Origin of the sequence: Georgenia soli (genome assembly GCF_002563695.1) — a bacterium.
GTDB lineage: Bacteria > Actinomycetota > Actinomycetes > Actinomycetales > Actinomycetaceae > Georgenia > Georgenia soli.
Genome location: NZ_PDJI01000004.1, coordinates 260794 through 273120 on the forward strand (window position 1 = coordinate 260794; position 12327 = coordinate 273120).

Here is a 12327-nt window from a genome sequence, read left to right on the forward strand (position 1 = left end):
CCCAGCCTAAGCGGCGTGAACGGCCGGGGTGCGCCGTCGGCGCGCGCGTCGCGGCCTCGCGCGTGGGACGCTGCTCCGGTGCTCGAGCTGCTGACCGGGTCCGGGATGGCGATGGCCGCGGGCCTCAACGCCTACGTCCCTCTCATCGGGCTGGGCCTGCTGTCGCGGTACACCGACCTGGTCGCCCTGCCCCAGGGCTGGCAGTGGCTGGAGAGCACGCCGGCGCTCGGCATCCTGGCGGTGCTGCTGCTCGTCGAGGTGGTCGCGGACAAGGTCCCGGTGGTCGACTCCGTCAACGACGCGCTCCAGACGCTGGTGCGGCCGGCCGCGGGCGGCATGGTCTTCGCGGCCGGGTCGGCCTCCGAGACGGCGGCGGTGAGCGATCCCGCCACGCTCGTGCAGGACTGGCGGTGGGCCCCTGTCCTGCTCGGCGTGCTCCTGGCCCTGGCCACCCATCTGACCAAGGCGGTTGCCCGGCCGGCGGTGAACACGGCGACTGCCGGCACGGGTGCACCCGTGGTCTCCACCGCGGAGGACGTCTCCTCGGTGGCGCTCGTCCTCGTCTCCGTGGTGCTGCCGGCGCTGGTGGCGCTCCTCGTCGTCGTGGTGCTGGCGCTGCTGGTCCTGGCGGTGCGCAGGCGGCTCGCCGCCCGGGCGGACCGTCCGCTGCGGCACGCCCGCAGCGTCACCCGGCATCCCCCGGACGCGTAGGTCACCACGCGGCCCTACGCTGTCGCCCATGAGATTCGGACTCTTTCTCCCGCAGGGCTGGCGCTTCGACCTCGTGGGCATCGACGACTCGCAGCACTGGCCGACGATCACCTCGCTCGCACGCCGCGCCGACGACGGCGACCTCTGGGAGTCCGTGTGGGTCTACGACCACTTCCACACCACCCCGGTGCCGAGCGAGGAGGCGACGCACGAGGCCTGGTCGCTCATGGCGGGCCTCGCCGCCAGCACCGACCGGGTGCGGCTCGGGCAGATGTGCACCTGCATGGCCTACCGGAACCCGATGTACCTGGCCAAGGTCGCCGCCACGGTCGACCACATCAGCGGCGGGCGCCTGGAGATGGGCATCGGCGCCGGGTGGTACGAGCACGAGTGGCGCGCGTACGGGTACGGCTTCCCCCGGGCCGGGGTGCGCCTGAAGATGCTCGAGGAGGGGGTCCAGATCTTCGAGCAGGCCTGGCGTGAGGGGGTGGCCACCTTCCACGGCGAGCACTACGACGTCGACGGTGCCATCTGCCGGCCGCTGCCGCTCCAGCCGGGCGGCGTGCCGCTGTGGATCGCGGGCGGCGGCGAGAAGGTCACGCTCCGCATCGCCGCGCAGCACGCCCGGTACACCAACTTCGACGGCACCCTGGAGGGCTTCACCCGCAAGAGCCAGATCCTGCGCGAGCACTGCGCCGAGGTGGGCACCGACTTCGACCAGATCACCCGCTCGGCCAACTACAACGTGCTCATCGGGTCGACGGAGGCCGAGGTGGAGGAGCGCACGGCCGAGCTCGTGGCGAGGCTGAGCCCGCACATGGACGCCGACCGGCTCGAGCAGCAGCTGCGCGGGTTCCGCGGCATGCCGGCGCACGGCACGCCCGAGCAGGTGGTCGAGAAGCTGACCGCGCTGAAGGAGCAGGGCCTCGCGTACGGCATCTTCTACTTCCCCGACGCCGCCTACACCACCGACTCGATCGAGCTGTTCGAGCGCGAGATCATGCCGGCACTGATGTGACGGCAGGACTCGTGCGACGTCGACCCTGACGTCACGGCCGGGACCTCCCGGCCTTTCACCAGAGCGTGGCCGGCTCCTCCGCACCGTCGGGGCCGGCCACGTCCGTGTCCGCGGCGCCCGCCGGTCCGACGGCGGCGCCCGCCGCTCCCACCGCGGCACCCGGGCCGGCGCCCCGTGAGCCCGCCCCTCCGCCGGTCAGGGCCGCCGCCTCCGACGGGGTGCCACGGGATGACGCGGCCTTCGCCGCGGCGACCGCCAGCACGTCCGCGCGCTCGTTGTGCTCGTCCCCGGTGTGGCCGCGGACCCACTCGAAGTCGGTGCGGCCGCGCCGGGACTCGAGCAGCTCGTCGATCTCCTTGATCAGCTCGAGGTTCTCGGGGATCTTGCCGTCACCCTTGCGCCAGCCACGACGCTTCCAGCCCTTCGCCCACTTGGTGGCGATGTTGATGACGTACTGGGAGTCCGCGCGGACCAGCAGGTCGGCGTCGGGACCGACGTGGCGCAGCGCCTCGCGCAGCGCGAGCAGCTCGCCGATGTTGTTGGTCCCGTGCGGCAGACCGCCGGAGCCGGACTCGCCCGTGGCCTGGTCGACCCACGCCCAGCCGGTCGGTCCGGGGTTGCCGAGCGCGGACCCGTCGGTGGCGATGACCGTGTCGTAGCCGTCGGTGGGGCGCGGCGGCGTGTCCGCGGCGGCCCCCGCCTTCCGGGCACGGGCCGGCGCCTTGGAGGTGGCCGGGCGCCCGGACGCAGCTGGGGCCCCCGGTGCGGAGGGCGTCAGACCGCGCTGGGTGAGCAGCGCGGCGATCTTCTCGCCGTGCCACACGAAGAACGGCGTGCCGTCCTTGAGGGTGCGCTCCGCGGCGAGCCCGTCCGCGAGCGCCTTCTCGGTGGCGCTGGGGCCGTCCTTGAGACCCAGCTCGGTCAGGTGTGTGCCGATCTGGCGGGCCGTGAGCCCGAACTGCTGACCGAGCTCTGTCTGCGTGGACCACTTCCTGGGCAACGTCTCTCCTCCTGCAGGCGGGCGCGCGCCCGGCGACCGTCCACCCTACGCCGCCGCGTCCGCCTCGACCCGCAGCGGGCGCGGCGGGGCGCCGGCGCGGACTCCGGGCGGCACCTCACGGCACCGGCGCGAGCTCCGGGCGGCACCTCACGGCGCCGTCACTCCGGGTACCGGCCCCCCGCCGCGACCCTCTTGCGCGAATGGACGACGGCGTGCGCCGCGACGAGCGCGACGGCGTCGTTCTCCCCCGCTCCGCCGACCTCGGCGCGGCCGCGCACACGAGCCCCCTCGTCCACGACCGTGCGGCGCACGACTGCGCCGGGTCCGACGCGGACGTCGTCGAGCAGCACGGAGTCGACGACCTCGGCGCCGGCGGCCACCCGTACCCCCGGGCCGAGGACGCTCCTGCGCACGGTCCCCTCCACCACGGTGCCCGGTCCCACCACCGCGTTCTCGGCGCGGCCGTCACCGACCAGCCGGGCGGGCGCGTGGCGGCGCACCCGGGTGGTGACGGGCCAGGCAGGGTCGTCCACGTCGAAGGGCGGACGGTCGAGGAGGGCCATGTGGGCGCGCCAGTACTCCTCGACGGTGCCCACCTGCTGCCAGTAGCCCGGGTGGCGGTGCTCGAGGGCGCCGCCCCGGGCCACCATGGCGGGGAGCAGGTGGTCGCCGATGTCGCCGAGACCGTCACCGCCCCGGCCGCGCCGGACCTCCTCGAGGCCCGCGAGCAGGGCGGCGGTGCCGAACGCGAGCACCTGCCTGGCGACGAGGTCGCCGCGCGGACGCTCGGGACGGTGCGCGTACTCCGTCACCCGGCCGTCCTGGACCTGGACCACGTCGTGGCGGGTCAGGTCCCCGCCGTGCCGGGTCGTCACCACGGTGAGCTCGGCCCCCGAGGCTGCGTGTCGCGCCACCACGTCGGCGAAGTCCATGCGGTACACCGCGTCCGCGGACGCCACGAGCACGACCTCCGGCTCGTGCCGGCGGATCGCGTCGGCCCGCCGGGCGAGCGCGTCGGCCGTGCCGAGGTGGTCGCCCGGCTCGGGTGCGACCACCAGCACCCCGCCGCGCGTGCGGTCCAGGTCCCACGGCCGGCCCCCGGCGAGGTGCTCGCTCACCGAGACGGGGTGGTGCTGGGCGAGGACCCACACGTCGGAGATGCCGCTGTTGGCGGCGTGGGACAGCGGGAAGTCGATGAGCCGGTGCGTGCCGCCGAAGGGCAGGGCGGCGCTCGCCCGCCGGTCGGTCAGCGCCTCCAGCCGCGCGCCGGCGCCGCCGGCGAGGACGACGAGCAGGGTGCGGGTGGGGGCCATGACGTCTCCTTCGAAGGTGGGGCGGGGCGGTTGCGGACGGCACGGCTCAGGCCTGGCCGCCCTCCCGGGAGGACGCCTCCGGCGCACGGAGCCCGGCCTCCTGCGCGCGCAGCGACCGGAGCAGCTCGTCGCGGGCCTCCAGGACGAGGCGGCGCAGGGCGGCGGGCGCGTCGGCGTTCTCCTCGAGCCACCGGGTGCTGCGCTGGACCACCGGGTCGTCCTGCGGGGCCCGGCCGGGGACGACGTCCTGGTACGCGGGGTAGAGGCGCCGGACGAGGCGGGACGCGATCTCGATGCTGTGCCGCGCCCAGATCCCGCGGAGGGCGTCGAAGTACCGGTCGGTGAAGGGTGCGGTCAGCTCCCGGTGCCAGGGCTGGGTGAAGCCGGTGAGCGTCGCGTCGACGTGGTCGTTGCTCAACGCCCCGGGCGTCAGGAGCGTCTCCCAGGAGGCGGCCTTGACGTCGGCGTCCGGGAAGCTGGAGACCGCGGCGAGGTGCTGGGTGGTGCCGTCCGCGGTGCGGTCGTGGGCCAGCTCCTCGTCGAGCTCGTCGAGCGTCGCCGCGCCGAGGGCCGCCAGCGCCTGCCACAGCGACCACCGCAGCTCCGGGTCCATGGGGAGCCCCACGACCGTCTCCGACCCGCTGAGCAGCCCCCGCAGACGCGGTGCGGCGGCGGGCGTGGTGGCGGCGGACCGGGCGAGGGAGCGCGCCCACACGAGCTGGGCGTCGGAGCCTGGTGCGGCCTCGTGCAGGTGGGCCAGGGAGCCCTTGCCCAGCAGCAGCCGCAGCTCGTCGCGGCGCGCCGGCGGGGCGTAGCGCTCCACGGCCGTGCCGGCGTTGAGGGTGAGGCCGGCGAGCACCGCGCTGTCGGTCTCGGCCGGACCGTGCCGCAGCACGAGGTCGAGGTAGTCGGCCGCGGGCAGCACGGCGTCACGGGTGGCGTTCCACAGCGCCGACCACACGAGCGAGCGCGCCAGCGGCTCGCGCAGCGCACCGAGGTGCTCCCGCACGGTGGAGAGCGAGTCGGGGTCGAGGCGCACCTTGCCGTACGTGAGGTCGTCGTCGTTGACCAGCACGAGGGCGGGCCGGGGCAGGCCGGCGGCCTCGGCGACGGCCACGCTCTCACCGGTCAGCTCAACCTCGAACCGGTGGGACCGGACGAGCGCGGCCCCGCCGTCGTCCTCCACGAGGTCGTACAGGCCGACGGCGAGGCGGTGCGGGCGCAGCACCTCCTGCCCGGTGCGGGGGTCCCCGCCCCGCTGGCGGACGACAAGGGAGCGGACGCGCTCCCCGTCGGCCTCCACCTCGGCCCGCAGGGTCGGGGTGCCGGCGGTCTGGAGCCACAGCCTCGACCACTCCCCCAGGTCGCGCCCGGAGGCGCCCTCGAGCGCCGTGAGCAGGTCCGTCAGGGAGGTGGAGCCGTAGGCGTGCTCGGCGAAGTACGCCCGCGCCCCGGCGAAGAAGGCGTCCGTGCCGACGTAGGCGACCAGCTGCTTGAGCACGGAGGCGCCCTTGGCGTAGGTGATGCCGTCGAAGTTCTGCTTGGCGGCCTCCAGGTCGGGGATGTCGGCGACGATCGGGTGCGTCGTCGGCAGCTGGTCCTGGGTGTAGGCCCAGGCCTTGCGGCGGTTGGCGAAGGACACCCAGGCGTCGGTGAACTCGGTGGCGGCGACCGAGGCGTGCGCGCCCATGTAGTCGGCGAAGGACTCCTTGAGCCAGAGGTCGTCCCACCAGCGGGGCGTGACGAGGTCCCCGAACCACATGTGGGCCATCTCGTGCAGGATCGTGTTCGCGCGCGCCTGGTACTGGGCCCGGGTGGCCGCGGAGCGGAACACGTAGGCCTCGGTGAAGGTCACGCAGCCCGGGTTCTCCATGGCGCCGAGGTTGTACTCGGGGACGAAGACCTGGTCGTACTTGCCCCACGGGTACGGGGTGCCGAAGTGCTCGTGGAAGAAGTCGAGGCCCTGGCGGGTGACGGTGAGGATCGCCTCGGCGTCCAGGTGCTCGGCCAGCGAGGCGCGGCACAGCACGCCGAGGGGGACGTCGAGAGTGCCGCCGTCCGGGAGTCGGCCGGACCAGTGCCCGTCGACCCGGTGGTAGGGCCCGGCGACGACCGCGGTGAGGAAGCTCGAGAGGGGCGGGGTCGTGGCGAACTCGGTGCGCACGGTGCCGTCAGCGCGTCCCGCCGCGGCGAAGGCCGGCTGGTTGGACAGGACCTGCCACCCGGAGGGCGCGACGACGGCGAAGGCGAAGCGGGCCTTGAGGTCCGGCTGCTCGAACACCGCCATCACGCGCCGCGAGTCGGCGGGCTCGTACTGGGTGTAGAGGTAGGTCTCGCCGTCGGCCGGGTCGACGAAGCGGTGCATGCCCTCCCCGGAGCGCGAGTAGAGCGCGTCGGCGACGACCGTCACCTCGTTCTCGGCCTCCAGCCCCTCGAGGGTGATGCGGGCACCGTCGTAGCAGGCGGCCGGGTCGACCTCCCGCCCGTTGACGACGACGGAGCGGACGTGTCCCAGGAAGTCGAGGAACGTCGTCGGTGCCGTGGCGGCGAACCGCACGGTCGTCGTGGAGCCGAAGGTGGGGCTGCCGAGATCGCGGGCCCGGCTCAGGTCCAGCTCGACGTGGTAGTCGTGGACGGTGAGGCGGTCCGACCGCTCGGCGGCCTCCGCGCGGGTGAGGTTCGCGGTCGTGGTCACCAGGGCAGGTTAGCCATCCCTGCCACGGGCGCCGCACGTCGGCGGACCACTCCCGTCCGCGGCGTGTCGGTCACCGGGCGGCGGCAGACTGGGCGGCGATCGGCGGCACACCACGAGGTCGTGGGCCGCGCGGCGCCCCCGGGCCCTCGCGCGACGCGGAGCCGTCCCGGAGCGACGAGGAGGACATGCATGGACGCCCTGGACGTCCCGGCCGGTGCGGTCGTGGTGGGGGTCGACGGCTCGGCGCGGGCCGGTCGGGCCCTCGAGCTGGCCACGCACGAGGCCGCCCGCCGCGGGACAGGACTGCACGTCGTGTACGCGTTCCCGTGGCTCGCCACGGCGCACGGGTGGGAGTTCGCCCCCGAGGCGGACGCGCTGGAGACGGCCGGGCGCGTCGTCGCGGACGCCGTGGACAGGGCCTCCGCCATGCGTGCGGACCTGACGGTGACCGGTCAGGTGGTCGTGGACGACCCCGCGGTGGTGCTGGTCGAGGCGTCGGACCGGGCCTCTCTCGTCGTCGTCGTCGGGGCGCGCGGGCTCGGGCCGGTGGCCGGACAGCTGCTCGGCTCGGTGTCCCAGAAGGTGGCGGCGCACGCCCGGGGACCCGTGCTGGTGGTGCGGGAGGAGGCCGTCGAGGACGGCGGGCCGGTGGCCGTCGGGGCGGACCCGGCCGGGGAGACGCCGGAGGTGATGGAGTCCGCGTTCGAGGAGGCGGTGCGCCGCCGGACCGGCGTCCGGGTGGTGCTCGCCACCGAGCGGGAGTCCGTCCCGCCCGCGTACGCCGACGACCAGGTGCTCGACCTGCTGCGGGAGGCGACGACGCAGACCCGGCAGCGCACCAGCGCGGAGGTGCGGGCGTGGGCGGCGCGCTACCCGGGCGTGCCGGTGGAGGAGGTGTTCGTGCACCAGCACCCGGTGGAGGCCCTCGTGCAGGTCGCCGGCCGAGCGTCCGTCGTGGTGGTCGGCAGCCGGGGACGGCGTGGGCTGCGCGGGGTCAGGCTCGGGTCGGTGGCACGCGGGGTGCTGCACCGGGCTCCGCTGGTGCTCGTGGTGCGCGTCCACCAGGAGCGCGTCTGAGAGGTACGGCGGGCTGGACCGGAGGGCCCGGGACTACGCTGGTCCCCCGGACCGACGGCGGACCGACGGCGGGCGGAAGGCGGGCGGGCGGATGAGCCAGCGGGAGATCACCAAGGGCCGTCACGAGACGCCCGACGAACGCGCGGACCGGAACTGGAACGAGCTGCTGCAGGAGCTCCGCGTCACCCAGACGGGCGTGCAGCTGCTCACCGGGTTCCTGCTCACCCTGCCGTTCCAGGCGAGGTTCGACGAGCTCGACGACGTCCAGGTCGGCATCTACCTCGCCCTCGTCCTGCTGGCAGCCCTCACCACGGTCCTCGTGATCGCCCCCGTGAGCCTCCACCGGCTGCTGTTCCAGCGCCGCCTGAAGCTGGTCACCGTCCGCACCGGGCACCGGATCGCGCTGGCCGGGCTGTCGTCCCTGGCGCTGGTCGTGGTCGGCACCGTGCTGCTGGTCTTCGACGTCGTCGTCGGGCGGTCGACGGCGATCGGCGTGGCGTCCGCCGTGCTGGTGGTGGTCATCCTCGGCTGGCTGGTGGGCCCGCTGCTCTTCGGGCGCCGTGCGGCCCGGCGTGAGGAGGACCTGCTCGAGCGTCAGGGCGGCGCGACGGAGGACAGCAGCAGCGACGACGGCGCTCCCGGGCACGACGCGGGCAAGGAGACCGCGAGTCAGCACGCCGCGGACGCCGCGAGCACCGGGAGCAAGGACGCCGCCTCGCCGGCGAGCAGGGGCGCCGGGGCGTGACCGACCCGATCCGCGTCACCTCCACCGTCCACCTCGACCCGGCCGAGCTCCGGTGGCGCTTCTCCCGCGCCTCCGGTCCGGGCGGCCAGGGCGTCAACACCACGGACTCGAGGGTCGAGCTGTCGCTGGACGTCGCACGTTCCGCGGCATTCTCGGACGCCCAGCGCAGCCGGGTCCTGGAGCGGCTGGAGGACCGACTGACCTCGGGCGTCCTGACGGTCGTCGCGTCGGAGCAGCGCTCGCAGCTGCAGAACCGGCGCGCGGCCCTGGCCCGGCTCGTCGACCAGCTCCAGCGGGCGCTGGCCCCGCCGCCCCGCCGGCGCAGGCCCACCCGGCCCTCGCGCGGTGCGCTCCGGCGTCGGGCGGAGGGGAAGCAGCGCCGCAGCGCCACGAAGCAGCTGCGCCGCCGACCGGACCTGTGAGCCCGGTCGGGACGTGTGCGGGACGCCGGGCGCCGTGAGGGGGCGTGCCGTGCTCTATCGTCGCGTCATGGAGCAGCGAGTGAGCCTGGTCACCCTCGGCGTCGCCGACCTCGACCGGGCCCGGGCCTTCTACTCCGGCCTCGGCTGGACACCCACGCAGGACCTGGACGAGGTCGTCTTCTACCAGGCGGGCGGCATGGTTGTCGCCCTGTGGGACCGGGCGGCGCTGGCGGCCGACACCGTGGTCACGGACTCCGGTGGCTGGGGCGGCATCACCCTCGCTCACAACGTGCGCAGCCCCGCGGAGGTCGACGCCGTGCTCACCGAGGCGGAGCGCGCCGGCGGGCAGGTGCGCCGGTGGGGTGCCGCGACGGAGTGGGGCGGCTGGTCCGGGATCTTCACCGACCCGGACGGCCACGCGTGGGAGGTCGCCCACAACCCGTTCTGGCGCATCACGGACGACGGCGCCACCCTCCTCGACACGCAGGCCTGAGACGGGCGGGCCCGAGATGGACCGGTCGGACATCCTCGTCGTGGCCCAGGCCGCGGCGCTCGCCGGCGTGCTGTGGCCCGGAGGCGCCCGCTGGGACCTGCCGGTCGCCGCGGGAGCGGTCGCCTCGGCGTCGATGGTCGCGGGCGGCGCGCTCGCAGTGGTGGGAGCGGCGCCGCACACCCGGCTCACGCCCCGCGTGCGTCCGCCCGCGGGGGCGCCGCTGGTCACCACCGGCGCCTACGCGCTGACCCGCAACCCCATCTACGTCGGGCTCACGGCGGGCGCGTGGGGGCTGGCCGTGCTCCGCCGTCGTCCCGGCCCGCTGGTCGCGGCCGCCGTCCTCACGGCCGTCCTCACGGCGAAGTCCAGGCTCGAGGAGGGCGCCCTCGTCGAGGTGTTCGGCGAGGCCTACGTCGACTACGCCGCGAGAACGCCCCGCCTGCTCGGGCGGCGGCGTCAGCGGTAGCGTCCCGTTCGCCCGCACCGGGTGCCGCACCAGGCCGGCTCGAAGGCGTAGCGCTACACCAGGCCGTGCTCGAAGGCGTAGACAGTGGCGGCGGCGCGTGAGGGGACGTCGAGCTTGGCGAAGATGCTGCTCAGGTGCCGGGCGACCGTCTTCTCGCTGACGAAGAGCTCGGCGGCGATCGCCCGGTTCGTCCGGCCCAGGGCGACGAGCCGGAGCACCTCCAGCTCGCGCTGCGAGAGGCCGCTCGCGCCGAGCGCCGGGGCGAACCGCCTCAGCTCGTCCCTGGCCGCCGCCAGGTCCGGCGCGGCTCCGAGCCGCTCGAACGCCTGGCACGCCGACTCCAGCTCGAGCCTGGCTCCGTCGTCGTCCCCGACGGCGGAGCCGGCCCGGGCCAGCAGAACGCGGGTGCGCGCCACCTCGTACGGCACGTCGAGGCGCACCCACGCCGCCCAGGCGCGGTGGAGGGCCTCCAGCGCGGGGCGGGCACGTCCCTCGGCGAGGAGCACCGCGCCCGCTGCGTGGTCGGCCAGCGCGGCGAGCATCGTCCCGGTGCCCGGCCGCGCGGACCGGCCGAGCTCCGCGGCGGCCTGGCGCGCGCCGACCAGGTCCCCGGCCCGCAGCAGGATCTCCGTGGCCGCCGCGAGGAGCAGCGCGCGCTCCGCGAGGAGCACACCCCGCTCCGCGGGGACCGCCCGGTGCGCGGGGAGCGCCCGGTGCGCGCGGGGCACCGTCCGGTCCGGCGGCCGCACGGTCCGCGCCAGGGCGTGCCGGACGACGTCCGCCGCCTCATCGGCTCTCCCCCGGCCCAGCAGGAGCAGGGCGTGCCCGGGGTGCGGTCCGCGCCCGTGGTCGACGGCGCTGCGGAATGCTTGCTCGGCCTCGTCCAGCTCGCCCTGCAGGCGCAGGACCTCGCCGAGCTCGTACCAGGCGTCGCCGGCACGGCGCTGCCCGGGCGGGTCCCCGAGTCTCGTGAGGGCGTGACCGGCCTCGGTCACCGCCTCGGGCCAGCTGCCGCGCAGCCGCAGGAGCCGCGCCCGGGCGAGATGGGCCGCGCCGCGGAAGAGGACGAGGTCCGGCTGCGCGTCGCACCAGCGGGTCAGCACCCTGGTCCACTCGCGTGCCCGGGCCAGGTCCATGGTGGCGTCGGACAGGTCGATGGCGGCGCAGTACACGGTCCCGGTGGTCAGGGCGGAGACTCCCCTGGCGGACACGGCGGCCACGACCTCGTCCACGACGGCCACGCCGGAGCTGGTGAGACCGCGCAGCACGTCGCTCGCGCCCACCGCCAGGCGAGCGAGTGCGGCGAGGTCCGGGTCACCCGCACGGTCCGCCGTCTCCAGGGCCGCGGACGCCGAGCGTGCCGCGTCGTCGAGCCGGCCCGCCACCGCCGACCGCCGGGCCTCGAGCAGCTGCAGGTACGCCCGACCCAGCTCACCCAGTTCACTCTGCTCGCCCAGCTCGTCGGCCCGGGCGTCGACGAGCGCGTGCGCACGCTCCTCCCAGGCGGCGGCACGGGCGGACAGCCCCCGGTCGAGCAGCGCCGTCGCCGCCCAGAACGCGCACCGCGCAGCGCGGTCGTGCCGGGCGACGGCGACGAAGCCCCGGCAGGCCGCCGCGAAGAGGTCGTCGGACTCGTCGTCGCGGCCGAGCAGCGACGCGGAGGTCGCCATGCGGAAGAGGTCGTCGGGCGGCAGGGGCGTCTCGGTGCCGGCGGCCGCCATGCTGGCGTAGGCGGCGGCCCACTGGTGGCGCGCGTAGGCCTGACGCCCACGGTCGAGCTGCTCCACCGCCATCGCACGCTCCCACGACTCGCGCGCCGTCGCGCGGTCCAACGGTACGCCGGGGCCCGAGTCGTCTCTCGTGCGACGCCAGCGGCGCGGACGCCCCGCCGCCCCGTTCCACCCACCCGACTCCGACATTGCTGCACCGCCCTGCGCACCCGGCTCGAGAACCCGCTGCCCCTCCGCCGGCTCCGGTCAGACGATCTGCTGCACCGCCCAGCCGTTCCCGTCGGGATCGGCGAAGAACACGAAGCGGCCCCACGGGAAGTCCTCGACGTCGCTGACCTCGACCCCCCGGCCGGCGAGCTGCGCGTGCGCCTCCTCGATGTCGTCGACCACGAGCTGCAGGCCCTCGACCGACCCCGGGCGCATCTCGGTGAGCCCGTCGCCGATGGCGATCGAGGCCGGTGAACCCGGTGGCGTGAGCTGGACGAAGCGCACCCCGCCGCCGATGTCGTGGTCGTGGTCCAGGACGAAGCCGGCCCTGTCCACGTAGAAGCGCAGGGCGCGGTCGACGTCGGAGACGGGGACCTGGACGAGCTCGAGGCGGAAGTCCATGACGGGACGCTACGCCGGGCCCCGCCCCGACGGGGTGGATTCGACCGG

At 75.4% G+C, this 12327-nt stretch carries 12 protein-coding genes; 7 read left to right on the forward strand and 5 right to left on the reverse strand.

From position 1 onward, the window contains the following. Positions 1-78: 78 nt before the first annotated feature. Positions 79-711 (forward strand): DUF4126 domain-containing protein, encoded by a 633-nt coding sequence (locus ATJ97_RS02625; RefSeq protein WP_098482412.1) that lies wholly within the window; start codon positions 79-81, stop codon positions 709-711. A gap of 28 nt (positions 712-739) precedes the next feature. After that, positions 740-1729 (forward strand): TIGR03560 family F420-dependent LLM class oxidoreductase, encoded by a 990-nt coding sequence (locus ATJ97_RS02630; protein ID WP_098482413.1) that lies wholly within the window; start codon positions 740-742, stop codon positions 1727-1729. A 55-nt stretch (positions 1730-1784) separates the two neighbouring features. Here the strand turns inward: ATJ97_RS02630 and ATJ97_RS20230 are convergent, their stop codons facing one another. The 3 genes from ATJ97_RS20230 to pepN all read right to left on the reverse strand — a co-directional run bounded on the left by ATJ97_RS20230 (position 1785) and on the right by pepN (position 6737). Next, positions 1785-2729 carry a ribonuclease H family protein gene (locus ATJ97_RS20230; protein WP_245862037.1) on the reverse strand — a complete coding sequence of 315 codons (945 nt, stop codon included), beginning with the start codon at positions 2727-2729 and terminating at the stop codon, positions 1785-1787. 158 nt (positions 2730-2887) lie between these two features. Then, positions 2888-4042, reverse strand: coding sequence for a glucose-1-phosphate adenylyltransferase family protein (locus tag ATJ97_RS02640; RefSeq protein WP_098482414.1), 1155 nt, complete (start codon positions 4040-4042; stop codon positions 2888-2890). Positions 4043-4088: 46 nt separating this feature from the next. Then, positions 4089-6737, reverse strand: a complete 2649-nt coding sequence (gene pepN, locus ATJ97_RS02645; protein WP_098482415.1) for an aminopeptidase N — start codon at positions 6735-6737, stop codon at positions 4089-4091. A gap of 189 nt (positions 6738-6926) precedes the next feature. Between pepN and ATJ97_RS02650 the strand changes: the two genes are divergently transcribed. From ATJ97_RS02650 to ATJ97_RS02670, 5 genes are all read left to right on the forward strand, one after another. Further along, positions 6927-7814 carry a universal stress protein gene (locus tag ATJ97_RS02650; protein WP_098482416.1) on the forward strand — a complete coding sequence of 296 codons (888 nt, stop codon included), beginning with the start codon at positions 6927-6929 and terminating at the stop codon, positions 7812-7814. Between the two features lie 91 nt (positions 7815-7905). Continuing rightward, positions 7906-8559: a DUF6328 family protein gene (locus tag ATJ97_RS02655; protein WP_342746855.1), complete on the forward strand. Its 654-nt coding sequence runs from the start codon at positions 7906-7908 to the stop codon at positions 8557-8559. Continuing rightward, complete coding sequence (arfB, locus tag ATJ97_RS02660) at positions 8556-8981, forward strand: alternative ribosome rescue aminoacyl-tRNA hydrolase ArfB (RefSeq protein ID WP_098482417.1); 426 nt, start codon at positions 8556-8558, stop codon at positions 8979-8981. The genes ATJ97_RS02655 and arfB overlap by 4 nt, the downstream gene beginning before the upstream one ends. Positions 8982-9048: 67 nt before the next feature. Next, positions 9049-9474 (forward strand): VOC family protein, encoded by a 426-nt coding sequence (locus ATJ97_RS02665; protein WP_098482418.1) that lies wholly within the window; start codon positions 9049-9051, stop codon positions 9472-9474. Between the two features lie 16 nt (positions 9475-9490). Continuing rightward, complete coding sequence (locus ATJ97_RS02670; protein WP_098482419.1) at positions 9491-9940, forward strand: methyltransferase family protein; 450 nt, start codon at positions 9491-9493, stop codon at positions 9938-9940. 53 nt (positions 9941-9993) lie between these two features. Here the strand turns inward: ATJ97_RS02670 and ATJ97_RS02675 are convergent, their stop codons facing one another. Then, complete coding sequence (locus ATJ97_RS02675) at positions 9994-11733, reverse strand: helix-turn-helix transcriptional regulator (protein ID WP_143426852.1); 1740 nt, start codon at positions 11731-11733, stop codon at positions 9994-9996. A gap of 183 nt (positions 11734-11916) precedes the next feature. Further along, complete coding sequence (locus ATJ97_RS02680) at positions 11917-12279, reverse strand: VOC family protein (protein WP_098482421.1); 363 nt, start codon at positions 12277-12279, stop codon at positions 11917-11919. Positions 12280-12327 lie beyond the last annotated feature (48 nt).

What these genes read in the sequence shown, in the direction of transcription:
- ATJ97_RS02670 (WP_098482419.1), top strand. Translation starts at nt 9,491, where the DNA reads ATGGACCGGTCGGACATCCTCGTCGTGGCCCAGGCCGCGGCGCTCGCC.
- ATJ97_RS02675 (WP_143426852.1), bottom strand. Translation starts at nt 11,733, where the DNA reads ATGGCGGTGGAGCAGCTCGACCGTGGGCGTCAGGCCTACGCGCGCCAC.
- ATJ97_RS02655 (WP_342746855.1), top strand. Translation starts at nt 7,906, where the DNA reads ATGAGCCAGCGGGAGATCACCAAGGGCCGTCACGAGACGCCCGACGAA.
- ATJ97_RS02640 (WP_098482414.1), bottom strand. Translation starts at nt 4,042, where the DNA reads ATGGCCCCCACCCGCACCCTGCTCGTCGTCCTCGCCGGCGGCGCCGGC.
- ATJ97_RS02665 (WP_098482418.1), top strand. Translation starts at nt 9,049, where the DNA reads ATGGAGCAGCGAGTGAGCCTGGTCACCCTCGGCGTCGCCGACCTCGAC.
- ATJ97_RS02630 (WP_098482413.1), top strand. Translation starts at nt 740, where the DNA reads ATGAGATTCGGACTCTTTCTCCCGCAGGGCTGGCGCTTCGACCTCGTG.
- ATJ97_RS02680 (WP_098482421.1), bottom strand. Translation starts at nt 12,279, where the DNA reads ATGGACTTCCGCCTCGAGCTCGTCCAGGTCCCCGTCTCCGACGTCGAC.
- ATJ97_RS02650 (WP_098482416.1), top strand. Translation starts at nt 6,927, where the DNA reads ATGGACGCCCTGGACGTCCCGGCCGGTGCGGTCGTGGTGGGGGTCGAC.